Annotated in this window: 21 protein-coding genes; 9 read left to right on the forward strand and 12 right to left on the reverse strand. The window is 60.9% G+C overall.

Translation table 11 applies throughout. The features are described 5' to 3' along the window. Positions 1-8: 8 nt before the first annotated feature. Complete coding sequence (locus ACOYO3_RS11775) at positions 9-1460, reverse strand: catalase (protein ID WP_002524601.1); 1452 nt, start codon at positions 1458-1460, stop codon at positions 9-11. Positions 1461-1597: 137 nt separating this feature from the next. Between ACOYO3_RS11775 and ACOYO3_RS11780 the strand changes: the two genes are divergently transcribed. Continuing rightward, positions 1598-1879, forward strand: a complete 282-nt coding sequence (locus ACOYO3_RS11780) for a GNAT family N-acetyltransferase (RefSeq protein WP_002522879.1) — start codon at positions 1598-1600, stop codon at positions 1877-1879. A 100-nt stretch (positions 1880-1979) separates the two neighbouring features. Here ACOYO3_RS11780 and ACOYO3_RS11785 read toward each other — a convergent pair whose 3' ends face one another. Next, on the reverse strand, positions 1980-3278 hold the full coding sequence (locus tag ACOYO3_RS11785; protein WP_002522878.1) for an anaerobic C4-dicarboxylate transporter: 1299 nt from the start codon (positions 3276-3278) through the stop codon (positions 1980-1982). Between the two features lie 6 nt (positions 3279-3284). Continuing rightward, positions 3285-4757: an aspartate ammonia-lyase gene (aspA, locus tag ACOYO3_RS11790; RefSeq protein ID WP_074323587.1), complete on the reverse strand. Its 1473-nt coding sequence runs from the start codon at positions 4755-4757 to the stop codon at positions 3285-3287. A 468-nt stretch (positions 4758-5225) separates the two neighbouring features. On the opposite strand from aspA, the gene ACOYO3_RS11795 reads away from it, so the two are divergent. The 3 genes from ACOYO3_RS11795 to ACOYO3_RS11805 are packed head-to-tail and all read left to right on the forward strand — an operon-like array spanning position 5226 to position 9632. After that, entirely contained in the window at positions 5226-6320 is a 1095-nt protein-coding gene (locus tag ACOYO3_RS11795) for a hypothetical protein (RefSeq protein ID WP_002524600.1), read from the forward strand. Beyond that, entirely contained in the window at positions 6313-9054 is a 2742-nt protein-coding gene (locus ACOYO3_RS11800) for a multicopper oxidase domain-containing protein (RefSeq protein ID WP_002522875.1), read from the forward strand. Before ACOYO3_RS11795 ends, ACOYO3_RS11800 begins: the two co-directional genes overlap by 8 nt. Further along, positions 9051-9632, forward strand: a complete 582-nt coding sequence (locus ACOYO3_RS11805) for a helix-turn-helix transcriptional regulator (protein WP_002519852.1) — start codon at positions 9051-9053, stop codon at positions 9630-9632. Before ACOYO3_RS11800 ends, ACOYO3_RS11805 begins: the two co-directional genes overlap by 4 nt. Positions 9633-9669: 37 nt before the next feature. On the opposite strand, the gene ACOYO3_RS11810 is transcribed toward ACOYO3_RS11805, so the two are convergent. After that, entirely contained in the window at positions 9670-10902 is a 1233-nt protein-coding gene (locus ACOYO3_RS11810) for a 6-phosphofructokinase (RefSeq protein ID WP_002522873.1), read from the reverse strand. A gap of 5 nt (positions 10903-10907) precedes the next feature. Here ACOYO3_RS11810 and ACOYO3_RS11815 point away from each other — a divergent pair, with 5 nt between their 5' ends. After that, positions 10908-11087, forward strand: a complete 180-nt coding sequence (locus ACOYO3_RS11815) for a hypothetical protein (RefSeq protein WP_002518605.1) — start codon at positions 10908-10910, stop codon at positions 11085-11087. Positions 11088-11156: 69 nt separating this feature from the next. Here ACOYO3_RS11815 and ACOYO3_RS11820 read toward each other — a convergent pair whose 3' ends face one another. From ACOYO3_RS11820 to ACOYO3_RS11850, 7 genes are all read right to left on the reverse strand, one after another. Further along, complete coding sequence (locus ACOYO3_RS11820) at positions 11157-12731, reverse strand: glycosyl hydrolase family 95 catalytic domain-containing protein (RefSeq protein ID WP_427305902.1); 1575 nt, start codon at positions 12729-12731, stop codon at positions 11157-11159. Beyond that, a complete protein-coding gene (locus ACOYO3_RS11825) occupies positions 12692-13345 on the reverse strand; it encodes a glycoside hydrolase N-terminal domain-containing protein (RefSeq protein ID WP_002524598.1) in 654 nt (217 codons plus the stop codon). Before ACOYO3_RS11825 ends, ACOYO3_RS11820 begins: the two co-directional genes overlap by 40 nt. Continuing rightward, positions 13335-14351: a LacI family DNA-binding transcriptional regulator gene (locus ACOYO3_RS11830; RefSeq protein ID WP_002522870.1), complete on the reverse strand. Its 1017-nt coding sequence runs from the start codon at positions 14349-14351 to the stop codon at positions 13335-13337. Before ACOYO3_RS11830 ends, ACOYO3_RS11825 begins: the two co-directional genes overlap by 11 nt. 49 nt (positions 14352-14400) lie before the next feature. Continuing rightward, positions 14401-14565, reverse strand: coding sequence for a DUF6903 family protein (locus ACOYO3_RS11835; RefSeq protein WP_002518601.1), 165 nt, complete (start codon positions 14563-14565; stop codon positions 14401-14403). A 28-nt stretch (positions 14566-14593) separates the two neighbouring features. After that, positions 14594-15475: a carbohydrate ABC transporter permease gene (locus tag ACOYO3_RS11840; RefSeq protein ID WP_002517535.1), complete on the reverse strand. Its 882-nt coding sequence runs from the start codon at positions 15473-15475 to the stop codon at positions 14594-14596. Next, positions 15475-16353, reverse strand: coding sequence for a carbohydrate ABC transporter permease (locus ACOYO3_RS11845; protein WP_002522869.1), 879 nt, complete (start codon positions 16351-16353; stop codon positions 15475-15477). The genes ACOYO3_RS11840 and ACOYO3_RS11845 overlap by 1 nt, the downstream gene beginning before the upstream one ends. A 100-nt stretch (positions 16354-16453) precedes the next feature. Continuing rightward, positions 16454-17773, reverse strand: coding sequence for a carbohydrate ABC transporter substrate-binding protein (locus ACOYO3_RS11850; RefSeq protein ID WP_002524597.1), 1320 nt, complete (start codon positions 17771-17773; stop codon positions 16454-16456). A 425-nt stretch (positions 17774-18198) separates the two neighbouring features. Here ACOYO3_RS11850 and ACOYO3_RS11855 point away from each other — a divergent pair, with 425 nt between their 5' ends. The 4 genes from ACOYO3_RS11855 (at position 18199) to ACOYO3_RS11870 (ending at position 22911) form a co-directional block, all read left to right on the forward strand. Beyond that, the gene (locus ACOYO3_RS11855; RefSeq protein WP_002524596.1) at positions 18199-19365 is read left to right on the forward strand and encodes an ROK family transcriptional regulator; all 1167 of its coding nucleotides are present in this window, start codon (positions 18199-18201) and stop codon (positions 19363-19365) included. A gap of 129 nt (positions 19366-19494) precedes the next feature. Continuing rightward, positions 19495-21711 carry a 1,3-beta-galactosyl-N-acetylhexosamine phosphorylase gene (gene gnpA, locus ACOYO3_RS11860; RefSeq protein ID WP_002524595.1) on the forward strand — a complete coding sequence of 739 codons (2217 nt, stop codon included), beginning with the start codon at positions 19495-19497 and terminating at the stop codon, positions 21709-21711. 187 nt (positions 21712-21898) lie between these two features. Continuing rightward, a complete protein-coding gene (locus tag ACOYO3_RS11865; protein WP_002515718.1) occupies positions 21899-22534 on the forward strand; it encodes a membrane protein in 636 nt (211 codons plus the stop codon). Continuing rightward, positions 22519-22911, forward strand: a complete 393-nt coding sequence (locus tag ACOYO3_RS11870; protein ID WP_002515781.1) for a hypothetical protein — start codon at positions 22519-22521, stop codon at positions 22909-22911. Before ACOYO3_RS11865 ends, ACOYO3_RS11870 begins: the two co-directional genes overlap by 16 nt. A 64-nt stretch (positions 22912-22975) precedes the next feature. Here ACOYO3_RS11870 and ACOYO3_RS11875 read toward each other — a convergent pair whose 3' ends face one another. Next, positions 22976-25342 (reverse strand): glycogen/starch/alpha-glucan phosphorylase, encoded by a 2367-nt coding sequence (locus ACOYO3_RS11875; protein ID WP_002517298.1) that lies wholly within the window; start codon positions 25340-25342, stop codon positions 22976-22978. Between the last annotated feature and the right edge of the window lie 16 nt (positions 25343-25358).

Genomic DNA, 25358 nt, shown 5'->3' on the forward strand with positions numbered 1-25358 from the left:
TCAACACGTCAGATTCTGCCCTCGGTTGCCTCGGCAATACCGGCGTCGATGTTGCGCCAGTAGGACAGCGCGTTGCCGATGACCGGCTCTTCCATGTCGAAATTGGCCATCAAGTCCACCAAAGTATCGACGAGCTCGTCACGCTCTGCGTCGGAAAAGACGTCATGCACCAGGGCGTGGGCCTGACCGAAGTCGTCATCTTCCGCGTGCCGGGTCTGGGCGGAACGAACGAGTTCGCCGTCAGCCTCCCAGGTAGCTTCGGAACCGGTTCGGTATCCGGTGGCAAAGTCGCGACCGTAGGAGTTCGGGGCGTAGGTGGGTGCCGAACCGGAGTGCTCGAAGGCCATCTGGCCGTCGAAGGTGTACTGGTTTGTCGGTGTCGTGGGCCGGTTCACAGGGAGTTGTTCATAGTTGACCCCCAGACGGTTGCGGGCGGCATCGTTGTAGGCGAAGACACGACCCAGCAGCATCCGGTCTGGGGACAACCCAGTGCCCTCAACGGTGTTCGACGGGGAGAAGGCCGCTTGCTCGATCTGGGCGAAGAAGTTCTCCGGGTTGCGGTCCAGAGTGAACTTGCCGATGGTGTGCAGCGGGTAATCCTTATGCGGCCACACCTTGGTGATGTCGAACGGGTTGAACCGGTAATCCTTGGCTTCGTCATAGGGCATGAGCTGCACCTTGACGGTCCAGGACGGATAGTCGCCGTCGGCAATGTGGTTGAAGAGGTCCTCGCGGTGGATGTCTGGGTGATCACCGACGATCGCTTTGGCCCGGTCAGCAGTCATGTTGTGAACACCCTGGTCACTGATGAAGTGGTATTTCACCCAGGTGATCTTCCCTTCGGCGTTAACCCATGAGTAGGTGTGCGAGGAGTAGCCGTTCATAGTGCGATAGCTGAGCGGAATGCCGCGCGGTCCCATGAGGTAAGCCACTTGATGGGCCGATTCGGGGGACAGGCTCCAATAGTCATACATCATATTCGGACTGCGCAGTCCGGAATTCGGTAACCGTTTCTGGGAGCGGATGAAATGCGGGAACTTCATCGGGTCACGCATGAAGAACACCGGGGTGTTGTTGCCGACCATGTCGAAGTTGCCCTCGTCGGTGTAGAACTTCAACGAGAATCCACGCACATCACGCCAGGTGTCAGGGCTGCCGAGCTCACCGGCGACTGTGGAGAATCGGGCCAGCATGGGGGTTTCGCGCCCCTTCTGCAGGAAGGATGCCTTGGTGTACTCCGAGACGTCAGCGGTAACCTCGAGATGTCCGAAGGCCCCCGATCCCTTGGCGTGAGGCTTGCGTTCGGGGATGTTTTCCCGGTTGAAATGGGCCAGGGTGTCGATGAGATGTGCGTCGTGGAGCACTACCGGGCCGTCAGCGCCGACGGTCAGGGAGTATTCGTCGCTAGGCGCTGGCGACCCGTTGGTGTTCGTTGACGGCTTGCTGGGATCAATAGGCATGACGACTCCTCTTTATGAGTTGAGTGCTCTCTTCCAGATTGCCCCCCAACAAGGTCATCTCCAAGCTCATAACGCCACGGGAGAAATTCTGTACAAGAAAGGCAGAACCCAGGGACGATGACCCGACAATGGGGTGTATGAGTGAAACCACCGTCACCAAAAACGACCAGCAGTCACGCTACGAAGCTTATATCGGCGGTGAACTCGCCGGGTTCGCCGAATTCCGACGCGAGGGGGATGTCATCGTCATGCTCCATACCGAAACATTCGAAGCCTTCAGTGGCAAAGGTGTCGGCAGCGCTCTGGCGCGCTTCGCCCTCGACGACATTGCTTGCCAGAACTTGTCGGTGCGTCCGGACTGCACCTTCATCAAAGGGTGGTTGGACAAGCACCCCGACCACCCGGTGAACGTTATCTGAGCCCCCAAATGCGTGGGTGGGGCTGAGCCTTTTCCAAGGCTGAGCCCCACCCACGCGCTTTCACACTGGGTACTTCAACGGATTGTGCGAATGGCGGCATTCATCCGACTACGAGCATCACCCCGTAGGAAGCCAAACAGGCAACCGATATCGAGACGATGCCGGGGATCAAGAACGAATGGTTGAAGATGTATTTTCCGATCCTCGTTGTCCCGGTATCGTCCATCTCGACCGCAGCCACCACGGTGGGATACGTGGGTAGCAGGAACAGCGCCGAGGCCGCCGCGAAACATCCGACCAGGACCGACGCTGGAAGCCCAAGAGCCGCAGCAACCGGCATGAACGTAACCGTGGTTGCGGCCTGCGAGTAGAGCAACGATGCAGCCAGGAATAGCACCACGAACAACAGCCACGGTGCCGAGTGGATGACTCCCGATCCGGCAGCTTTGATGGTGTCGATGTTTGAACTCACGAAGGTGTTGCCTAGCCAAGCGACCCCCATCACGCAGATGGCAGCAGAGGTGCCACTTTTATAGGTTGCCTGGGAAGTGATCTCGTTAAGCGGGACTTTACACAGGGTGGCTATGACGAGGGCGGCAGTCATCATAAACGTCATGATGGCGGCGCCTCGCGGCAGCGGGGGCTTGTCCACGGCGGTGATGGCAGCGGCATAAGCCATCACCACGACCAGGGATACCACGAAGATTATCAGCGAACGCCTTGCGTAGGGCTTGATGTTGTAGTTGTCCGCCTCCCGATGCGAGATTTGGTCCTTTTCCAGTCGCTGTAGATAGACCGGGTCGAGTTCCAACTCGCATCCGAGTTTTGAGGAAACAACCGCACCAATCATCGAGCCAACGTAACCCCCAGCGATCGAGACCAGGACCAGTTTCGGGTACGAAACCCCCAAGGGGCCAACAATGGCCGCCATCGCCACCATCGCCGCCGAAATCGGAGAGGCACATATGCCGATCTGCGAGGCCACCGCCGCGATGGATAGTGGGCGTGAGGGTCTCACCTTCTGTTCCTTCGCCACTTCCGCAATGACGGGAAGAGTGGCGAATGCGACATGTCCGGTACCACACAACACGGTCATGAAGAACGTCACGGTGGGCGCCAGGAAGGTGATTCTCTTCGGGTTGTGCCGCAATATCCGTTCGCTGAGCATCACCAGCAGTTCTAGGCCGCCGGCTACTTCCATCGCCGCCACGCAAGAAATCACTGAGATGATGACCCCAATGACGTCCCACGGAATACCAGTACCTGGGTCGACCTTGCAGCCGAGTAATCCCAGGACGATGACGCCGGCACCCCCTGCATAGGCGATGCCAAGTCCTCCCTTGCGTGCCCCCAGGAAGATGAATAGTAGGACGACGGCCAGTTGAATGAAGAGCATCATCGCGTGTCAGCAACGCTCGGACACGAATGTCCTGGGATCCTCCGGGAGACCGCGGTCACTCGGCTCGTAGGTACGTCCGGAATACCGGGGGTGCAGGAAGTTCTGGGTCGACATGATCTCGTCCAGCCTTTCCTCCGGGATGAGGTCGTGTTCGAGGACGACCTCACGAACTGACTTTCCGGTACGGGCAGCTTCCTCGCCAATGAGATCACCCTGATGGTGTCCAATCACATCATTCAAGTAGGTCACGATACCGATGGAATTGGTGACATACTCCCGGCACCGCTCCACATTTGCGGTGATCCCGTCAATGCACTTGCCACGCAACGTGTCGCAGGCATTGGTCAGCAGGTGGATGGACTCGAACATTGCTTGCGACAGCGCCGGTTCCATCACATTAAGTTCTAGCTGACCGGCCTCGGCAGCGAAACAGACGGTGACATCGTTTCCAAATACTTTGAAGCAGATCTGATTGACGACCTCGGGAATGACCGGATTCACCTTCGCCGGCATGATGGACGATCCCGCCTGCATCTCTGGAAGGTTGATTTCCTTGAGCCCAGCCCTCGGTCCAGATGAAAGCAATCGTAAATCGTTGCAGATCTTGGAGATCTTCGCTGCTAGGCGTTTGATAATAGAATGGACAGCAATGTAGGCGCCGTTGTCGTAAGACGATTCCATGAGGTTGGTGGAGGGACGAATCGGGTATCCGGTCACCTCGGCCAGTTTCTCAGCAGCAAGTTCAGCATATCCGTCTGGGGTGTTGATCCGAGTTCCGATGGCGGTGCCGCCCAGGTTGACCTCTACGAGAAGATCGCTTCCAATATCAAGCCGGTCCAGTTCAGCACGGATGTTGTGTGCATACCCGTCAAACTCCTCACCCAAAGTCATGGGGACGGCATCCTGCAATTGGGTACGCCCCATCTTCAGTACATCGGCAAATTCCTCGGCCTTGGCATCGAAACTGTCTGCGAGGTCGGCGACGGCTCGCTTCAGCCCCTCTAGCAAAGCGTACACCCCGAGCCGGAACCCGGTGGGGTAAGCGTCGTTAGTCGACTGGGACTTATTGACATCATCGTTGGGGTGGATGACGTCATAGGTGCCTTTCGGGTATCCCAACATTTCGAGGGCCAAATTGGCGACAACCTCATTGGTGTTCATGTTGATCGAGGTTCCCGCTCCTCCTTGGAAGGAATCAGTCGGGAATTGGTCCATACAGCGCCCATCATCCAAGATCGCATCGCATGCAGCGACAATGGCGTCAGCGACATCACTCGGGAGAACCTTCAACTGCTTATTCGTCAGAGCTGTTGCCTTCTTTACCTGAACCATTCCACGAATGAAGTCAGGCTCGTCATTCATACATCCGCGTGATATTTGGAAGTTCTCTAAAGCCCGCAAAGTATGAATTCCATAGTAGTGCTCATTCGAGATTTCCCGTTTCCCAAGAAGATCTTCTTCGATCCGGATCTCAGTCAACTTTACTCCTAACCAATATATGTTGTTTTGTCATCTAAACTCGCACACCCGTCTTTGACCAAATACGTAACAATAGGGTCATTAAAGGCGAAGAAACAGAGGTTTCATGTAAGCCAATAAATGGCGCTCCATAGATACCAGAAGATAGCCATCATTCCGAATATAGCACAACCGTAAACTACAAGATTGGCACGGAATGAATGGCGATAAGCCCACCTCCTTATGGACACCACGTATCTAAGGATACTAGCACGCCTCTACATGATGGACAACCTGACCCCTGACGGGCAAGATCAACCCATGCCTGCACACTCTGAACCACATCAACCAAGGACCCTACTTACTCCTGCCATCCCAGGTGGAATAGGTAGAAAGGGCCTCGGCGCACATAGTATTTTGAGGATACGATAGCCGAAAAAGGATTCTCCTGTGCCTACTTCCTCCGCCGGATCGCACCGCGCCTGGCTCATGGTCGGAGCCGGTATCTCTCTACTTGCCGGCCTCGACGGCGCCCTGCTACTACTCGGAGTGTGGTCACCGGTGATGTCGACGCGACTATCCAAGTGGCATGGACCCCTCATGGTGCTCGGGTTCGTTGGGACCGTCATCTGTCTGGAACGTGCGGTGGCCCTCGGCCATCGCCTCGCCTACCTCGTCCCGGCCATGTCCGGGTTTGGCGTCATCGTCCTGCTGGCGCCTCTGCCCTTCGACTCCGCCCGCGCCGGGCTTGCTCTGCTCACTCTTGCCCAATTGGGGCTGCTGACCATCTACGTCCCCCTATGGCGGCGCAGTCACGACGACGCCGTCGTCATCCAGGGCGCTGGAGCCTTCTGCGCCGCCGGGGCCGCTGCCCTCCTGACAACCGGGGCACACGTCTCCCAGATCGTCGGATGGCTGGCCTGTTACATGATCCTGACGATCTGTGGGGAGAGGCTGGAGTTGTCACGACTGACGATGGCGCGTAATCGCGCCTTGTCAGCTTTGTGCCTGGCGGTGGTAGCAGCCCTACTCGTCTCGGTGGTCAGCCCGGCGATCGGATGGCGAGTACTCGGTGTGGTACTCATCGGACTGGCGGTGTGGTTATGCCGCCATGACGTTGCCCGTGGCGGCCTGAGACGCGGCGGCCAGGCCGCTTACATTGGCACCCTGCTCATGATCGGCTACCTGTGGCTCGCAACAGCCGGTATCGTCTGCACGATTCAAAGACCACCCACTTCCCGAAATGGGTATGACGCCGTCGTCCACTCGCTCTTCCTCGGATTCACCATGGGGATGATCCTCGGCCACGCCCCCATCATCCTGCCCGCCGTGTTGCAGGTCCGGCTGGAATGGACGACGTGGTTCTGGCTCCCAGCCTTCCTGTTGGAGGCCTCCCTGCTGGTGCGCATCGGTATCGGCGACGGTTTGGACCGTTCCGCCGCGGTGCAGGCGGGCGGGACCGTCAACGTACTCAGCCTATTGACCCTGGTAGCTGTCATCGCCACCCATATCCAGCCCCGCACCAGGGCCAGAACGCACCTGAAATCTACTCCACGCTCCCGGTCAGGAGAGGACCATGCCTGAGATCACATCCGCGCCCGTCGGTCGCAAACCCGACACGAATAAGCGCAGTTGGCACCGTAAAGCGTCACGTCCGGTATCAGGGTGGCTGGTAGCCCTGCTCATCGTGGCGGTTGCGAACCCGTGGATTCCGCAGTCACGCTGGCTGCTGGTGCACATGGTCACACTCGGCGTAGCGACTACCTCGATCATGGTGTGGGGCCAATACTTCACCGAGGCGATCCTGCACAACAACCTCACCGACACTGACCGTAGTCGTCAGGTATTACGTATCAGACTGCTCGCAGTCGGCATCGTCATCACCTGTATCGGCATGGTGGTGACCTGGCCATGGATAACCGTCACCGGCGCCGCCGTCATAGGATCGACGCTGACCTGGTACGCCTTCGCTCTAGGCCACCAAGTCCGCCACGCTCTGCCGGGGCGGTTCGACTCGACGGTGTGGTTTTACTGCGCGGCCGCATGTCTACTGCCACTGGGGGCGACCCTCGGCGCGATCATGGCCTTCTCCCCCACCGAGCCGTGGCGAACTCGTCTATTGGTGGCCCACCAGGCGCTCAACCTGCTCGGCTTCGTCGGTCTGACCGTCGTCGGCACCCTCATCACTTTGTGGCCGACGGTGCTGCGCACCAAGATGCAGCCCGCCCAAGATCGCCACGGGAAAATCTCCCTGTGCGTCATGTTCGTTGCGGTGGCGGCGACAACCACCGGCGCCCTGTGCGGGTTGTGGTGGCTGGCTGCCCTCGGCGTGACGGCCCACATCGTCGGAATCTGTATCGTGCTGGGCGACCTGGTGGCCTGCTCTGTCCACAGACCGCCGCGCGACTTCCCCGGGTTCACCATGGGGGCCGCTATCTGCTGGATGCTGGTGTGGCTCGTCTGGCTGGCATGGAAGTTAGCCTCCAACGGCACCAGGCTGCTCGCTGACGACATCTTCACCCTGTCGGTACCCGTCATCGTCGGATTCCTGCTCCAACTCCTCATCGGCGCGATGAGCTACCTCATGCCGATGGTCATGGGCGGCGGGCCGAAGATCGTCCGAGCCACCAACGCCAAGATGCACGCCTACGGAGCACTGCGCGCCACGATCACCAACGCCGGCCTGTTGCTGTGGGTGCTCGCGATGGGCACTTGGACCCGTCGCATCGGCATGGTGCTGACCGTCGTCGGATTGGCCACCTTCCTGCCGGCGACTGCGGCGATGGTGCGCACCGGAGTGCCCATGCTCAAAGAGAAGGGATGCCAGATGGCGGCTCGAAAGGCTGCTTCGGAGATAGGCGAAGCCCCCGATCCCGACAATGGACCGGCCCAGGCTGCGCCCGTCGCCTCCCTAGATCGCTCTGCCACCAGCAAACCCGCCGAGCCTGCGCCCACCGCTCCCCCAAATCGCCGCTCCTTCGTCGGGGCTTTCGCCGGTCTGGCCACTGCCCTGACGGCGGCCGCGGTCGGTCACCATCTCGACCAGACCACACCCACCGACGACACCAACGGTTCGGCAGCGGTCGTCGGGCACGTCGCCCCCACCGGTCACACCACGACAGTCAACATCACTGCCAAGGGGATGAAATACCACCCCAGCACCATCACCGTTCCGGCTGGTGACCAGCTCGTCGTCGAGATCACCAACAAAGACCCCAACCAGGTCCACGACCTTCAATTCGCCAACGGGGCTCACTCACCACGCCTCGCCCCCGGAGACCACGCCACCGTCAAAGTCGGGGTCATCACCGGGCCAACCGAGGGCTGGTGCACCATCGTCGGACACAAATCGATGGGAATGGTACTCGACGTACAGGTCGCCGGCATGTCCGGTGTACACGACCGGGACGACCACGTCGATTCCGCCGATCCCCGTCGCAGGATCGACTTGACCAAGGCCCCAGGCAAGGATTTCAGGACCCGAGATGCAGTGCTACCACCACTGATGACCGGACGTGTTCACCGGATGACGCTCATCGCCCAGGAGTCGGTGCAGGAGATCGCCCCCGAAACCACCATCGACGCGATGACCTACAACGGCCATTACATGGCTCCGGTTATCCACGCGCGCATCGGCGACGAGATGAGGGTCCATCTGGTCAACAGGGGCACTATGGGTCACTCTTTGGACTTTCACGCCGGTACTGTCTCCCCCACCAAGGTCATGCGCACCATCGCTCCGGGGCAGGAGTTGGACTACAACTTCACCCTGCATCGCGCCGGGATCTGGCTCTACCATTGCTCCACCGCCCCAATGTCGGCCCATATTGCAGCAGGCATGTTCGGTGCCGTCATCGTGCCGCCCCACGACCTGCCTCGGGCTGATCGGGAGTTTTACCTGGTGCAGTCGGAGACTTACCTCAGTGAGCACAATGAGGCGGAAGTTAATACTGCCAAGATTGCCAACGAGACCCCTGATCTGACGATGTTCAACGGTCACGCCAACCAGTACGTCTTTGAGCCCCTCAAAGCCCGGGTCGGTGAGCGAGTGCGCATCTGGGTGCTCGCGGCTGGTCCAAGCCGGGGGTGTTCCTTCCACGTCGTCGGAACCCAGTTCGACACTGTTTTTAAGGAGGGCGCCTACACCCTTAAACGTGGCAATCCGGAAGGTGGCGGCTGCCAAGCCCTCGACCTGGCCAGCGCCCAGGGCGGTTTTGTCGAGATGGTCTTTGAGGAGCCAGGACGCTACACCTTTGTTAACCATTCCTTCGTGGAGATGGAGCGTGGCGCTAAAGGATTCATTGAGGTGACGACATGAGCACTCGGCACGATGACACCGCGAGCCTGGTTGATCCGGGGTCACAGAAGCGTATCGACGAGGTCGCCGACGCCCTGAGACGACGTGGCGGTTCAGCGACGAGCGCCGAACTGGCCTCCGACCTGGGGATTCATCCCTCGACGGCGCGATTTCACCTCGACCGTCTCGTCGAGCAGAGACGAGTGGAGGCAACACGTCGACATCGGGCGACCCGGGGGCGCCCGCACACCGTCTTTACCCTCGTCAGCGATGAAGGGCCGCGGGCCTATCGGTTGCTAGCTCAGATGCTCGTCGACGAGGTCGCCATCAGTAACAACCCGACAGCTATGGCCATGCGCATTGGTCAGCGTTGGGGTCGGCATCGCCGCGGCGACCTCATCGCAGTGCTCGATGACATGGGCTTCTCCCCGGCCGCAGAAGAGGGCGGCATCGTGCTGCGCCACTGTCCCTTTCTCGACCTGGCCCGCGATCACCCCCAGGTGGTGTGTTCCCTACACTGCGGAGTCGTCGAGGGTGTGACGGGGCAGGCCGCGACCATCGACGCTAACCCCGGAGTCCGGTGTGTGGTGCACACCTGAGTGACGGATGCCCTTGAGGGGGCCAGGGGACAGAACCTCAGTCGCCTAGACCGGTTCCGACCTGTCGGGCCGCCTTAACCCATGGGTGGTCGGCAGGTACGTATTTAACCTTGCCAGCGACGTCTTTCAACGGAACGGTCGTGGCGTCTCCGCCCTGAGCGGCGACCATGATGCCGAACTCGCCGTCGTCAACGAGCTTGGCACCCACGGTTCCCAGCCGGGTCGCGAGCAGACGGTCGTGGGCGCACGGGATACCACCGCGCTGCACATAGCCGAGGATCGAGACTCGCGATTCCAGCCCGGTGGCCTCCTCAAGCTGAGTAGCCAATTTGAGGGTGTTGTCACGCATGGAATGCTCAAGGTCCTTCTTGGCCTTCTTGGCAGCCGCCTTTGTCTCGGAGGTCTTGGAAGCGTCAACGAGGGCCTGAGCTCCAGCCATCGCGGCCGAATCAGCCTCATCGCGAGCTCCCTCAGCCACCGCGATGACCGAGAAATTCAACCCCTGCTTTTGCCGGTTTTCCACCGCCTGGACGATGGAGTCCAGCTTGTAGGGCACCTCGGGCAGCAGGATGACGTCAGCGCCACCAGCGATGCCCGAGCCGAGGGCCAGCCAGCCGGCACGGTGGCCCATGATCTCAGCGAGGATGATGCGGTGGTGGGAATGGGCGGTGGAGTGCAGCCGGTCGATGGCCTCCGTGGCAATCTCCAGTGCTGTCGAGAACCCGAAGGAGTCGTCGGTTCCGACGATGTCGTTGTCAATCGTCTTGGGCAGATGCAGGACGTTCAGCCCGGCCTTAGCGAGCTTGTACGCGTTCTTGGCGGTGCCACCGCCACCCAAAGTCACCAAAGCGTCAAGTCCCAGCTTCTCGTAATTCTCGACGATGGTGGGGACCATATCCCGTTCCTCGCCGTCGATAATCATGTGATTGACCTTGTCACGGCTAGTTCCCAGGATGGTCCCGCCGACCGTCAAGATGCCTGAGAGGGCACGCGGGTCAAGGGAGATGGTGCGGTTCCCTGCCAATCCAAGAAAGCCGTCCTGAATACCGATGAGCTCCATGTCGTGCTGGCGGATGGCAGCCTTGCCAAATCCGCGGATAGCGGCGTTGAGCCCGGGGCAATCACCGCCTGCGGTGAGGATGCCGACCTTCTTCTTTTTGGACATGACGACTCCTGATCTGTGTCGGGTGGTACCCATCCTTCCATGGATGGCGCCGACAACACTGCGGTCCACTGTGGCAATCATGTGCGTCACTGTGACGACTGCCATTCGTCGTGGCAGCTGGCGTCCTCCCCGGCAGGATTGCCACAGCGCCGGAGAGACGGGGCCTCGGTCAGATAACCCGCTGGGTGGAGGAGCCACTCGTCGTCGGCTTACGGAGTACCGATAAGGTGGAGCGCATGAGTGGCGGCCTCGATCTGATGGTCACTGATGGGAGCCTCACTCCCGCGTGACATACCCTGCTGCATAGGCCATTGATGGATAGTTCCGTCGCTGCGACCGCACAGTTATAGACACCTCTATCAGCGTTTATCAGGGCGGATCCGGTGTTCGCGCCCGTTGACCACGACGATGACGTCTTCGGCATGGCCGCGGTCTGCCAGGATCTCGAACCAGATAACCTGGCCGTCGCACCACTGCATTGAGACGCGATAGCCGCCGCGAGCCCGCAGACCGATCGCCTCGCCCTCCGCCTCCCATGCCGGTGGCAGAGCGGGAAGCAAGCGAATCCGACCGTCGTGGCTCTGCAACAGCATCTCCGCGACGGCCCCTACCAGCCCTAGGTTGCCGTCCACTTGGAAAGGCGGATGGGTGGTCCACAGGTTCGGCAGCATGTTGTAGGTCAGCAACCCGCGCACCATCTCACCGGCCCGGTATCCGTCCCCGAGGCGGGCAAAGAGCGCGGCACGCCAGGGCCACGTCCATGAGCGTCGGCTGTCGCCTACTACCATCTCAGCGCGAAATGGTGCCACGGTAGGTGCACCCGCCACCGGCGGAGGTTCCCCACAGCGCGCCTTCAGGGACACCAGCGCAGCCGCCTGCAGCTCGGGTGTGTCTGTGGTTATCTGGCGCCCGGGATAGACGGCGAAGAGATGCGAGGTGTGGCGATGCAGCTCGGTGGGATCATCCCGGTCGTCCTGCCACTCCTGCAGTTGGCCCCAGCAGCCCACCTGGTTGGGCGCCAGCCGGTCTCGCAGGCGCTCCACCCGATAGTAGAGGTCGTCCTCGACGCCCAAGGCCCGCGAACACTCCAGCAGGTTGGTGAACAGATCCCATACGATCTGCTGGTCGTAGGCTACCCCGTCCTCGCGTGGGCCGTGCTCGGGCGACCATCCTGCCGGCGTGACGATCATCCCGTCGTCACGTTCCACTAACTGGTGCTCCCAGAAACGACAGATCTCAGCTAGCATCGGCAGACCCCGAGTGCGTAGCCACTCGTCATCGCGAGTAAAGGCCCAGTGCTCGTAGACGTGGTGGGCGTACCAGGCGCTCGCCACGGTATTAGGTTGCCACCCATTGCCCCCCAGCGGGCTCTGGGACGTGCGCGCCGTCCAGCCGGGGACATCGGGGCCACACATCGCCCGGGTAGCGGAACGGCTAGGGACAGCCACCTCCCCCACGAAGTTCAGCAAGGCCATGTGCTCTTCGCCCAGGCCGGTTACCTCCGCGCCCCAGTAGTTCATCTGAACATTGATGTTCGTGTGGTAGTCACTGCCCCACGCAGGATCGTTGCTGTCATTCCACAGGCCTTGCAGATTGGCCGGCAACCCCTCCGCCCGCGACGAGGACACGAGCAGGTAGCGACCCAGCACGACAGCGAGCTGCTCCAAGCCCACGTCGGCGGCCCCGTCACGATAGCGCCGCAGCCGTACGTCAGTGGGCTGCGCGTCGAGTTCTGGGACGGGACGACCCCAGCGCAGGCGACACCGGTCCATCACCGCTGAGAACTTAGTGACATGAGCGTCGTGCAGCCGCTCCCATCCCAGGGCCGTGGCCGAGCAGATTCGTTCGTCGACGACCGGCCGTGGGTTAACGCCACGCCACCCGGCTACGGCACTCAACGCGTAGTCGGTACCGGCGTCAAGGACGAGCGCCAATGTCGTCGCGCCTCGACGACGATTCGATCGCCATAGGCTATCGACCGGCCATCGCACTCCAGGAGGACCAAGCTCGCGCAGTAGCGCAGCCCGTTGCCCAGTACGCCATCGAAGACAACGGATGTGTCGCCAGCTACGCGCGAAGGCACCCCCTGCGCCGATTCGAGTCTCACCGTGCACCCGAAAGGTGCCGATGCCGAATACCGCAAAACGATGACGTCTGCCTCACGACTCGCGAAGGCCGAACGCTGGTGCCGCACGCCACCAGCATCGAAACAGGCATATGCCACGGCATGGCGCAGGTCCAGTGCGCGCTCGTAGCCACTAACGGTCGACTCATCGAGATCGGCGAAGCTGATCGTCACTCGACCGAAGTCGAGGTAACGCCCGAAACCGTGCATCGAAGTGTCGAAAACGTCGTCAGCGACACCGCACAGGCCGTTATCGTAGTTGTTGGACCCCGCCCACAAACTGTTCTCGTTGAACTGCACCACGTCACGTGCGATGTCCCCCCGTAGGACGGCCCCGAGACGGCCGTTGCCGATCGGCAGCCCGTAAGCCTCCCACTTCGCTGCAGGTGAGCGGTAGTGCAGGCGCCATGACTCAGCCAGCATGACGCGGCGCAGTCGATGATCTCAGCACCAGTTCCGGCTCCATCAGCACGCCGTGGTGCTCTCGGTCGGGTCGTTCGACCATGTCGACAAGCAGATCGATAGCGGCGGTTCCGAGATCCTGGAAGGACTGGCGCACCGTGGTCAGTGCAACCGGAGCGAAGGCAGCCAGCGGCACATCGTCGGCGCCGACCACCGACACATCTTCGGGTACACGTCGGCCTCGGTCAACCAGAGCGCGCAGAATCCCGAAAGCCATGTCGTCGCTCGCCGCGAAGATAGCCGTTACCTCCTCCATCCGAGCCAGCAGGGTCCCGAGCCTCCAGCCGGACTCGGCACTCCAGTCACCGATGAGCACCGGCGGCTCGGGACGCCCGTGTTTGGCCAGCGTCGCCGCCCAGCCCGCCTGACGGCCCGACGCGTCGGCCCAAGTGCTGGGTCCGGCAACATGCCATACGGTGTCGTGCCCAAGTTCCAGCAGGTGCTCCGTGGCCAGTACGCCTATCCGCTCCTGGTCGATGCACACCGCGTGGTGCCCAGTGCCGTCCGAGAAGCCATCCGGCACCGCCTCGCTCGACGAGCCACCAAATACGACAGCAGGTAGTCCCCTTGCCGCTTGCGCGAGAGCTTCGACGTCATAGACCGGGACTGCCACGACGATACCGTCGACTCCCTGCTGACGCAGGTGTTCGATGCTCTGACACACCGCTTCGGAGACAGTCGAGGTAACCGATGCTGCAGCCACGTAATATCCGTGACGGCGGGCGGCCGACGTCATAGCGGCCACGTAGGCAGCACGGGAGTAGGCGACCGAGCTCTGGGTCAGGACTCCTAGCGTCATCGTGTGCCCGGTCACCAGCGCTCGAGCGATGCCAGTGCGCCGGTAGCCCAGTTCGTCGATCGCCAATTCCACCTTGAGGCGGGTTACCTCGGATACGTTCGTTTGGCCTCGGACCACCCGCGACACCGTCTGGGGCGACACGTCAGCCCTCTTGGCCACGTCAGCCATTGTCGGCGCCCGACCGGTCAGAGGCGGGGAGAAGCCGCTCGCAGACATGTCACACGTACCGGCGGTTGTAGACACCGAGCACGGCGATGACGACGCCCAGGGCAAGAGCCATGATTCCTGCCTGGACCCATCCCGTAGTGCGCATCGCCACCATGACGACGACGCATGCGCCCAGTACCAGCGCAAACGCCAGCCACCCGAACACTTGAGACATCTTGTCAGACACGGATTACCAATTCCTCTCACTTGAGTCCGCCGCCACCGATGCCAGTGACTAGCCGCTTTTGGATGGTGGCATAGAGCAAAAGCACTGGAACCATCACGATGACCATGCCGGCGTAGAGGCGACCATAGTCGGCGGCCGCCCGCTGAGCCTGGAACAGGTTCAGCAGACCCACTTGCAAGGTCTTATGCTCTCCGGGGATGAGGGTGAGAGAGATGATGAAGTCGTTCCAGAAGCTCAGGAAGTTGAACAGGATCACCGTGGAGATGGCTGGGCGTGCTATCGGCACCATGATCGACAGCATTGTGCGCAGTCTGCTCGACCCATCCAGTGCTGCGGCCTCCTCGTAGATCGCAGGGATGGTGCGGAAAAACGAGACTAGCAGGTAAACAGTGAACGGCAGGCTGGTGGCAGCGTAGACCAGAGCCAGCACCGCGAGGTTGTCGATGAAGAAACCGTTCGGTAGCCAGGATGCCAGCGCCTGATCCCAGCCCAACAACATGAGGAAGATCGGGACGACGATGTAGTTGACGTTGATGAACAGGCCGGCCATGAGGAAGCCCTCTACCAGCGCCCGTCCTCGGAAGGGGACACGAGCGATGGCATAGGCTGCAGGGATTGCGACGCTCAGTGAGAAGACCAGACCAAGCACGGTCACGAATAGTGAATCCGTGAAGTAGATGCCCATCTTGGCGGTGACGAAGGCGTCGACGAAGTTCTGCCAGTGCAGTCCGTCGGGCAGCCGCCACGGACTGCCGAAGAATTCGGGCTTCGTCTTGAAGGCGGCCATGACGACCCAGGCCACCGGGACGATGATGAGAATGCTGATGATCACTAGAAGGGCGTGGGCGGCCAGTCGGTAGCGCCGGTCGGCACGCGAGGGGGTCGGGACGGCGCTCATTAGTACTGAAGAACTTCTCTGCGAGTCACGTGGCTGATCAGCATCGCGACGAGGAACGAGAACAGGAAGGTCACCACGCCAATCGCCATACCGTAACCATAAGCTGAGTTAGTGAACGCCTGCTTATACATGTAATTGAGCAGCACCTCCGAGCTACCATTAGGCCCACCATCAGTCAGAGCCTTAACCAGCACGAAGGCGAGATTCACCGAACTCAGCACGAAGAAGGTGAGGGTGGTACGGATGTTGCTCCAAATTAGGGGAATGGTGATCGATCCCAACTGAGTCATCCGCCCGGCACCATCCAGCGAGGCCGATTCGTAGATCTCGACTGGCACCGACGACATGCCGGCCATGTAGAGCACCACGTAGTAGCCGAGCGATTGCCAGACCATGGCGATGGCAACGGAGTACATAACCACGTTCTGATCGCCGAGCCAGACTGGCCCGTGTCCCAGTCCCAGCGCTTGCAGGAGGCCGTTCACCAGTCCGTTGTTTTGATCGAAAACTGCCGAGAAGATGGCTGCCACGACGACGATGGACAGCACCGACGGCAGGTAAAGCACAAACCGGTACCAGCCAGCTCCCACCAAGGTCTCCCGAGTGAGGACCGCCGCGATAAAGATGGAACTGCAAATGGTCACAATCGTCACTACGACGAGGATAAACAATGTGTTCTCAAACGCCCGGACGAAAGCGGGATCGTGGATGAGGGCGGCGAAGTTGTCTAGCCCGATGAAGCTAGGGGCATTTCCCAGCCCATTCCAGTCGAACAACGACATACGGAATACGTTGAGCGTCGGATAGACGAGGAAAAGTACATAAAGGACCAGCGCCGGCAGAATGCACAATGCAGCAAAGGGGCCACCACCACCCATAGGCGTGCGGCGGCGGGCCCGGCGGCCGGCTGGAAAAGTTGCTATGGGAAGGGTCAAGACAGTCTCGATTCATCCATGATCAGCACAGAGGGATCAGGGGTCAGTGACCGCCCAGCTTGTTGCTGGCCTCGTTGACTTTGGCCTGCCAGTCCTTGACCGACAGTTTTCCGCTAGCCACGGAGTCCACCGAGTCGAGCAGCGCGGTTTTCATGTCGATGCCGGGTACGGCCTTGGCGGACTTGAATCCACCGATAGTCGACTTGAGGCCTGGCTCGTCGTAGACGGTATAGAAGGGTGCCACTTCGGCCGGCAGGCCCTTTGTTCCGGTCTTGGTAGGCATTGCTGCACCAGCCTTGGCGAATAAGCCAGTGGCCTTGTCGGAGTAGAGCCAGGCGATGAAGGTTTTCGCCGAGGCCTTATTCTTCGCGCCACTGGGGATCCACACGCTCTCGATGAAGCTGGTGAGGTGCCGGTCTTCCTTCTTCATGGCCGGCACTGTCGTGAGCCCCCACGCGAAGCCGGCGCTGCGCGGAGCGTCTTTCATCTCCCCCGCCACCCAGGAACCGTCAGGGCAGAAGAGAGCCTTGTCCGCCATGAGGGCTGCCTGGTTCTTGGTGTAATCCTGGTTGTTCGCGTAACCGACCATCTGCGGCAGGGTGTACTGCGTCAGGAGCTTGCCGACGAGGTTGAGCGCTTGGGTGGCCTCACTGCCTGTCCAGATGTTCTTCTCGTAGCTCATCACCTTCTTGAAGTAATCATCACCGCCGATGCTCGACAGCAGCGCAAAGAAGAAGGTGTCAAAATATCCGGCCGTCGGGTAAGTGAACAGCGATACACCCTTCGCCTTAAATTCGTCACCCAGAGCGAAGAACTCGTCCCAGGTAGCCGGTAACGTCCAACCATTCTTTTTGAAGAGGGTCTTGTTGTAAACCAGTCCAGCCGGGGCCATGAACGTCGGCGCCAGCATCAGCCGGTCGTCATCATAGGGATTGGTGGTGAGATTTCCTACCATACCCGGCAGGAGTTTGTCGCCGACAGTCGTGGTCTCGCCTTTGTTAGTGATCTTGAGAATGTCGTTGAGTGGTTCCAGCGACTTGTTCTGCACAAATTTGTCAGTGAAACCAGTTTTGCCACCCACCCCCATAAACACGACATCCGGGAAATTGCCTGCCGCCACCTGCGGCGTCAACTCCTGATCGATGGTCTTACTGACGGTGAACTCGACTTTGGCACCAGTGGCCTTCTCGAAGGCTTCGGCGACCTGCTTGTAGATGGCTGCGCCGTAAGCATTCTCGAAAGCGGCGACCTTGATAACCCCGCTGGCCTTCCCCGCACCACCCGAGGTAGACGCCGTGGTTCTCGAGCCCGGAGAGCAGGCGGCTAGGGGGACAGTAGCCGCGGAGGCAGCCAGGCCGACCATAAGGGCTCGTCTAGTGAGTTGCATGGGAAGTCCTCTTGCGCGGACAGAGGGCGTAACGAGTGCTCGGGGTCACCCCGCTGTGACCCTGTGCTCCCTGTCATCAGTAGTTTGGCACGAAATGTTATCGATGTCATGAGTTCTCAGAGATTGCCGAGATTATGGCATTTACGCTGCCCCCTCTCCGGTGAGAGGTGACGCGGCCGCCATCGGTGAAAGCTTTGAGACCATTCCGGACCGCAAGATTGTGCGTGGCAGTGATGGCATCACCTCAACGATCTATCAACGTGCCACGTCCGACAGGAAGCGCCAGTCGAGCTAAGCGTTTTGTCAGTCACTCCGGCAGGTACCCTATCGAGATAGGACGGCAGAGGGAGGGGGACATGCATTCAGCAGTAGTGGGTGCGGAACGCATCGATCATGGCACGATGAGGACGATTAATCTTGCCCTCCTGCTTGGAGCCCTGCGATCAGGACCGATCTCCCGCGCGGAGTTATCCCGACGGACCCATCTATCCAAAGCCAGCATCACCAGCCTGGCCGCCGAGCTGGCGGCGAGGGGGCTCGTGCGCGAGGGAAGCCCGGACCGCAACGGCACGGTGGGGCGCCCCGGCACCATGCTTACGCTGGAAGGTGCGCGTGTGTGCGGTGTCGGGCTGGAGATCAACGCCGAGTACCTCGCCGTGTGCGTTGTAGACCTGTGCGGGACAGTGCTATACGACCGGGCTCAGCCATTCGACGTGGCTTCGCTACCCATCTCCGATGTCCTCGACGAAGTTGCCGGGATCATGCGGGATACCTTGGAACAACTCCATAGCGCACGACGGCACGTGGCCCAGGTCATGGTGTCCGCCCCGGGTGTGATCAAGCAACCCGCAGGTACCGTCCACCTGGCTTCGAACCTCGGTTGGCGCGACGTCCCTTTGCGTTCTCAGCTGCTCCAGCGACTGGACGCCGACATCAGCTTGCAGGTGGAGAACGATGCGAAACTCGCAGCGGTCGCCGAGTACCGCAGATATGAGGACTCCGACGTGCGGGACCTGGTCTACCTATCCGGGGACATCGGTGTCGGCGCTGGTATCATCGCGGCTGGCCAGCTGATGCGCGGCTGGTCGGGATTTTCTGGAGAAGTCGGGCACCTGCACCTCGACCCCCGCAACCTACCCTGCCACTGTGGCCGCACAGGCTGTTGGGAGGCGCGCGTCGGCCTACCCGAGTTCCTGGCGCATACCGGGGACCGACTGGGCGCCCAACCTATCGACCGGTTACTCACCCAAATTCAGGATCGTGCAACCCGTGGGGACCAGCAGGTCCTCAATGCCCTCGATGACCTGGCTACCAGCCTGGCCGAGGGCCTCAGCGTGGTCATCGACATGCTCAATCCCCGTGTGGTCGTCCTGGGCGGCTACTTCAGCTGGTTCACTGACTTCCTCATTCCGCCGATAGCGGCCGATCTGACCGCCCGCCGACTGGATCCAGGCGCGGGTGCGCTGCTCGCCGGTGCACAACTCGGCATGGTCTCTTCCGCTCATGGGGCTGCCCTGACGGCCCTGGACAGTGTATTCGTCAACCCTTTATCAGTTCCTCAATGTTGACGCCATCACCTCCTCTTCCTCAAGCACCAGGCACCCAATCCGGGACCGACGGCCCGGAGAGCATTGACAGTCGCGCGGCCGCATGTCATATTTTCGGCAGAACATGAACATTTAAGCTGAGGGAGCCCGATGTCTAGCAGCACGTCTCAGACCACCAGCCGGGCCGGGCGGTTGACCCTGCCCGTGGAGAAGGGCATGGATGCGCAGGTCGCAGAGCTGCTCGAGCGACTCCAAGCCGATGCTGTGCGCAACAGCGACGGCACCGAACTACCGGAGATCGTTAATAAGCTCGCCACGAAGATCTACCAAACCTACTTCGTAGGGCGCGGAGACCAGGACTGGGCCCAAACCCACCCCCGGGAGCTGACCCGGATCTACCTGATGAGCGAACGGACCCCAGCGCTAGCAGACGGTGAGCTATCGATCGACCTGATGACGAATTGGTTCGTTGACCAGGTGTATCCCGACACCGACTGCGATGTCGAGCGGTGGTGGCAGGTGATCGATCGCACCACCGGAGATGTCATCGCCCCCGGCGCATGGCATGTTGACCCAGCCGACTTGAGCGTGACGATGGACCAGGCCCAGGCCGGACACGTCTACACCGTCGGTTTCCTGGCTGTGCAGCGCTGGGACCCCACCCAGATGTATAACTATCTCACCAACGGTTGGGCCGACGATCCACAACGGATCAAAGAATCGCCCTACGACATCCGCTATCCCCAGACCTGGCAGCACGTACGCCACGCCTTGGACCAGTGGCTGGCCGATAACCCCCAGGTCGACGTAGTACGCTTCACGACCTTCTTCTACCACTTCACCCTCGTCTACGGCTCCGATGGAACCGAGCGCTTCGTCGACTGGTTCGGCTACTCCGCCTCCGTCTCGGTACCTGCAATGGAAGCTTTTGAGAAACGCTTCGGCTACCCATTGCAGGCCGAGGACTTCATCGACGAGGGCTGGTACAACTCGCCTTTCCGGGTACCCCGCAAGTCCTTCCGGGACTGGGTCTCTTTCCAACACGAGTTCGTGACATCCCGCATGGCCGAGCTGGTGGAACAGGTCCATGCCGCCGGCCGCGAGGCCATGATGTTCCTAGGCGACAACTGGATCGGCACTGAACCCTATGGGCCCCATTTCGCGCACACTGGAATAGACGCGGTAGTCGGATCCGTGGGCAGTGGGGCTACCTGCCGAATGATCTCCAACATCCCCGGCGTCCGCTACACGGAGGGACGCCTACTGCCATACTTCTTCCCCGACGTCTTCTATCCAGGTGGAGATCCGGTGACCGAGGCCAATGCCTCGTGGCTAGCTGCACGTCGCGCCATCGTGCGCTCTCCCCTGGACCGGATCGGCTACGGCGGATACCTGAGCCTGGCCGTCCAGCACCCCGAATTCGTAGACCGCATGGAAGAGATCGTCAACGAGTTCCGCGCTATCCATGCGGCTGCTGCCGGTCAGCGACCCATCGCTACCGGCCCCCGGGTTGCCATCGTGAACTGCTGGGGGGCGCTGCGCAGCTGGCAGACCCACATGGTCGCCCATGCCCTGCACTACCGACAGGCCTACTCGTACCTCGGCGTCCTTGAGTCGCTCAGTGGGCTGCCGCTACAGGTGGACTTTCTCAGCTTCGACGACATCCGCAACGGCGTGCCCGAGGGAGTTGAGGTGCTGATCAACGTCGGTGCCGCCGGCACTGCGTTCAGTGGTGGATCCGAATGGGCCGACGAGCGTGTCACCTCGGCAGTGCGCAGATTTGTCGCAGCCGGAGGCGGTCTGGTCGGCGTCGGTGACCCCACCGCCCACCCCGCCCGCGGAGCGGTCTACCAGCTCAGCGATGTCCTTGGTGTCGACCGCGAACTCGGGTGGGGCCTGAGCACGCACCGCCCCATGCACACCAGCGATCATCACTTCGTCACCCTCGATTTGTCGAGCCGCTTGGACGTGGGAGAAGGCACTCCCGACGTGTTCTGCGCCAGCGCCACCACCACTGTCCTGGCAGCTCACCACGAGCAAGTAGACCTCGCAGTCAACCAGTTCGGCTGCGGCCGTGCCGTTTACCTGGCCGGACTCCCATACTCGTCGCAGAATGCCCGGTTGCTGCACCGAGCCCTCGCCTGGGCCGGACACCGTGAGGACGCCTTCACCACGTGGACCAGCAGCGACGTGCGTGCAGAAGTCGCCGTCTATCCGCACAGTGACCGACTGCTGGTGATCAACAACTCCTTGGACCAGGTGACCACCACCGTGTCGACCCCTACGACGGTCCGCGAAGTGCACATGGAAGCCGCAGGGCACCTGTGGTTCGACCTCGAACTTCACCCCCTGGACATCCCAGGCTGAACCCTCCAAGGCTCAATTTAGCCTTGGAATCCTCACGGTCGGACAACAACAGGGCAAGTCCGTTCGACAGCCACCACACGCTCGCCCCGAGGCAGCCACATAAGGCTCTACCCTTTACCGGCGCACAATTTAGGTTATTCTCTAAACCAACGACGGCAGACCAAAGCACCACGGGAAGGAGCGCTCCATGCTCGCCTGGGTCATTCTTGCCGACCAAGTCGACAGTCGACGCCACAACGACGAGGTCCCCCATCTCCTCACTGCCCTGACCTCCCCCGGGTTGCTGGTGAGCCCCACGGGTTACACGGTCGGCACCCCACAATGGGTCCTCCCCCCAGAGCGGACCTCTGGTGACGAAGTCCAGGCGCTCACCACCGACCCCGCCAGCCTCATCCACGCTGTGTGGACATCCGGTTCGGGACCATGGCGTATCGGAGTCTCCCATGGCGAGGTCGACACTCCGCTGCCCGATTCCACGCGCGCAGCACGAGGACCCGCTTATATATCGGCACGAGAAGCAATCGACGAGTGCCGACGACGTCGCGCAGCAATCCACGTCTTTGCCGACGGCACCGATGGAATGCGCCGGTTCTCCCAAGTGGCCCAGGTCGTCGTCGATCTCGCCCGACGGCTGCGCCCAGCCGCCCGCGATGTCGCCAAGTTCTACGATCTGTCTATGAGCAGCGACGAGACTGCACGGGCCCTCGGAATCAGCACCTCGGCCGTCAGTCAGCGACTTACCCGCGCTCGCTGGGAGTACCTCGTCGGGATTCGGCAACTCGCCGTCGACCTGGCTCAGGAGGCGCAATGGCCGTCACCATGAGGATCGTGGCCGCCCTCCTCGTAATCGCCGCAGTGTGGGGCGGCAAGTACGTCGTCTCCCTCATCTTTCGCGCCGCCGGGGTCCGGGCCGGCGGGGATACCGGTCTGCTGCGCGGAGGTCTGTGGATCGGCTACCTGGAGCGACTCGGGATCGTCATCGCCATCCTCACCAGCTACCCAGCCGGGATCGCTGTCATCCTCGGCGTCAAGACTCTGGCCCGCTACGCCGAGCTGAAGTCGCAACCGACTCCGGGATCGGACGCGGCGCAAGCCAACAAGGAGTCGAGCGCAGCTATCGAGCAATTCATCATCGGAACGATGGCATCGGCTCTATGGTCGGTACTGCTCACGGTGACAGCTAAAGCCCTGTGGGGCTGACCACAGCTACACACGCGGTCCGCGACCAGCCCGGACCCCACGATGCGCTATCAGCCCCCGGAGCTCACTCAGCCCTAACCGGCTCCAGCTTCCACACTTGCTCGGCGTAGTCGCGAATGGTGCGGTCAGAGGAGAACCGACCAGACTTGGTGACGTTCACCCATGCCTTGCGCGCCCAACCACGGGCGTCAGCATGATCAGCGGCCATCTTGTCCTTGACATCCCGGTAGGACGCGAAGTCGCCCAACACATAGTAGACGTCGGGAACCTCCCAGCCGGGCTCCATGAGGCTTTGACGCAGATCGTGGAACCAGCCAGAACCATTGTCGTCGAGGGTGCCGTCGGTCAGCGTATCAATAACCCGCTTGAGGCCCGGTACATTTTCGTAATGCCAACGCGGATCGTAGTCCCGCTTGAGGGAAGGCAGCTGCTCCTCAGTGGCACCAAAAATGTAGGCGTTGTCGTCACCTACCGCGTCGAGGATCTCGACGTTGGCCCCATCCAAGGTGCCCAGGGTGAGAGCGCCGTTCATCATGAACTTCATATTCGAAGTACCTGAGGCCTCCTTGCCGGCCATCGAAATCTGCTCGGAGACGTCAGCGGCCGGAATGATGTGCTCGGCCGGGGAGACGTTGTAGTTGTGAATAAAGACGACCTTGATCCGACCGTTGATGTCCTCGTCGTTATTGACCAGACGAGCCACCTCGTTGATGAATTTGATGATCGCCTTAGCACGGATGTAGCCGGGAGCGGCCTTAGCGCCAAAGACGAAAACCCGCTTCGGAACGTTGAGGCTCGGGTCGTCTTTGATGCGGAAGTAGAGGTCAAGCACGTAGAAGGCGTTGAGCAATTGACGCTTGTACTCGTGCAGTCGCTTGATTTGGACGTCAAAAATAGCGTCCGGATCAATCTTGACGCCCTCACGCTCGGCTACCCAAGCCGCGAAGTCGACCTTGTTAGCGTGTTTGATCTCGTTGATGCGGTCGTAGACCGACTCGTCCACGGAATCAGTGTAGTTAGCGAGCACTGAAAGGTCCTTGACCCAGGTGTCAGAGCCGGTGACCTCGGACAGCAAACTCGCCAGACGCGGATTGCACTGGTTAAGCCAGCGACGCGGAGTGACGCCGTTGGTCTTGTTGTTGAACCGCTGCGGCCAGATTGCGTGCCACTCTTTGAGGGTCTCGCGCTTAATGATCTCGGTGTGCAAGGCGGCGACACCGTTGATGGAGTAGGAGGCGTAACAGGCGATCCACGCCATCCGTACCTGGTTGCCGCTCACCGGGGCCATGTACTCGATGGTCTGACCGTCCACACCGCGCTTGTTCATGTCCTCGCGAAAACGACGGTCAATCTCGCGAACGATCTCGGAAATGCGCGGGAACAGGCGATCGAAGATCTGCATTTCCCACTTCTCGAGAGCTTCGGCCAGCACGGTGTGATTGGTGTAGGCGAAGGTATGGGTAACGACCTCCCACGCCTCGTCCCAACCCATACCGTGCTCATCGAGGAGGATGCGCATGAGCTCAGGGATGGACAGCACCGGATGGGTGTCGTTGAGCTGGATCGAGTTGTATTTAGCGAAGCCAGTAAGGTCCTCGCCGTGGTGCTCGATGTAGTTGTCGACGATCTCCTGCAGGGAGGCTGAGCAGAAGAAATACTGTTGACGGACCCGCAGCACCTTGCCCTCGAAGGTGGTGTCGTTGGGGTAGAGCACGCGCGAAATGTCGGAGGTGCGCTCCCGTTCGACGATAGCGTCAGTGAAGCGCTGGGAGTTGAAAGCCTGGTAGTCGAACTGTTCCATCGGCTCGGCTTTCCACAGCCGCAGCGTCCCGACGTTGCGGGTCCCATAACCGGTGATCGGCATGTCGTGAGGGATGGCGCGCACCCACATGTCGGCGTAGCGAACGATACGCTGTTGCTCTTCACGACGGATGACGAAGGGGTAGCCCTCCTCCATCCATGGGTCTGGGTGTTCGGTCTGGAAGCCGTTGTCGAAGAGCTGCTTGAACAGGCCGTAACGGTAGAGGATTCCGTAACCAGTAACAGGCAGTTCCAGGGTGGCGCAGGAATCGAGGAAGCAGGCGGCCAGACGACCTAGGCCACCGTTACCTAGAGCAGCGTCGGGTTCTTGTTCGAGCACCTCGGACAGATCGATACCGAAACTGGCGAGGGCCTCGCGGGTCTCGTTGACGAGTCCGAGGTTCGACAAGTTATTGAGCAGGGCTCGTCCCATGAGGAATTCAGCGGAGAAGTAGTGCTCCTGGCGCTCGGCTTTGTACGCAGCGTCGGTGGCCTGCCAGTCATCTGCGATACGGCCCACGACACAGGCCGATAATCCCTGCCACACCTCCATGGGGGTCGACGCAGTAACGGAACGTCCTGAGGTCGATCGCACCTGGAATGCGATTGCTGAAGCCAGGTCCTGAGTCATGTGCCTTCCTTGGATA

Origin of the sequence: Cutibacterium sp. KBN10P07758 (assembly GCF_050286205.1) — a bacterium.
GTDB classification, from domain to species: domain Bacteria; phylum Actinomycetota; class Actinomycetes; order Propionibacteriales; family Propionibacteriaceae; genus Cutibacterium; species Cutibacterium acnes.

Bases quoted from the DNA above. Each gene is read 5' to 3' on its own strand.
- ACOYO3_RS11775 (WP_002524601.1), bottom strand. From the start codon at position 1,460: ATGCCTATTGATCCCAGCAAGCCGTCAACGAACACCAACGGGTCGCCA.
- ACOYO3_RS11780 (WP_002522879.1), top strand. From the start codon at position 1,598: ATGAGTGAAACCACCGTCACCAAAAACGACCAGCAGTCACGCTACGAA.
- ACOYO3_RS11785 (WP_002522878.1), bottom strand. From the start codon at position 3,278: ATGATGCTCTTCATTCAACTGGCCGTCGTCCTACTATTCATCTTCCTG.
- ACOYO3_RS11795 (WP_002524600.1), top strand. From the start codon at position 5,226: ATGGTCGGAGCCGGTATCTCTCTACTTGCCGGCCTCGACGGCGCCCTG.
- ACOYO3_RS11800 (WP_002522875.1), top strand. From the start codon at position 6,313: ATGCCTGAGATCACATCCGCGCCCGTCGGTCGCAAACCCGACACGAAT.
- ACOYO3_RS11805 (WP_002519852.1), top strand. From the start codon at position 9,051: ATGAGCACTCGGCACGATGACACCGCGAGCCTGGTTGATCCGGGGTCA.
- ACOYO3_RS11810 (WP_002522873.1), bottom strand. From the start codon at position 10,902: ATGGCAGTCGTCACAGTGACGCACATGATTGCCACAGTGGACCGCAGT.
- ACOYO3_RS11825 (WP_002524598.1), bottom strand. From the start codon at position 13,345: ATGCTGGCTGAGTCATGGCGCCTGCACTACCGCTCACCTGCAGCGAAG.
- ACOYO3_RS11830 (WP_002522870.1), bottom strand. From the start codon at position 14,351: ATGGCTGACGTGGCCAAGAGGGCTGACGTGTCGCCCCAGACGGTGTCG.
- ACOYO3_RS11835 (WP_002518601.1), bottom strand. From the start codon at position 14,565: ATGTCTCAAGTGTTCGGGTGGCTGGCGTTTGCGCTGGTACTGGGCGCA.
- ACOYO3_RS11840 (WP_002517535.1), bottom strand. From the start codon at position 15,475: ATGAGCGCCGTCCCGACCCCCTCGCGTGCCGACCGGCGCTACCGACTG.
- ACOYO3_RS11845 (WP_002522869.1), bottom strand. From the start codon at position 16,353: ATGGGTGGTGGTGGCCCCTTTGCTGCATTGTGCATTCTGCCGGCGCTG.
- ACOYO3_RS11850 (WP_002524597.1), bottom strand. From the start codon at position 17,773: ATGGTCGGCCTGGCTGCCTCCGCGGCTACTGTCCCCCTAGCCGCCTGC.
- ACOYO3_RS11855 (WP_002524596.1), top strand. From the start codon at position 18,199: ATGAGGACGATTAATCTTGCCCTCCTGCTTGGAGCCCTGCGATCAGGA.
- gnpA (WP_002524595.1), top strand. From the start codon at position 19,495: ATGTCTAGCAGCACGTCTCAGACCACCAGCCGGGCCGGGCGGTTGACC.
- ACOYO3_RS11865 (WP_002515718.1), top strand. From the start codon at position 21,899: ATGCTCGCCTGGGTCATTCTTGCCGACCAAGTCGACAGTCGACGCCAC.
- ACOYO3_RS11870 (WP_002515781.1), top strand. From the start codon at position 22,519: ATGGCCGTCACCATGAGGATCGTGGCCGCCCTCCTCGTAATCGCCGCA.
- ACOYO3_RS11875 (WP_002517298.1), bottom strand. From the start codon at position 25,342: ATGACTCAGGACCTGGCTTCAGCAATCGCATTCCAGGTGCGATCGACC.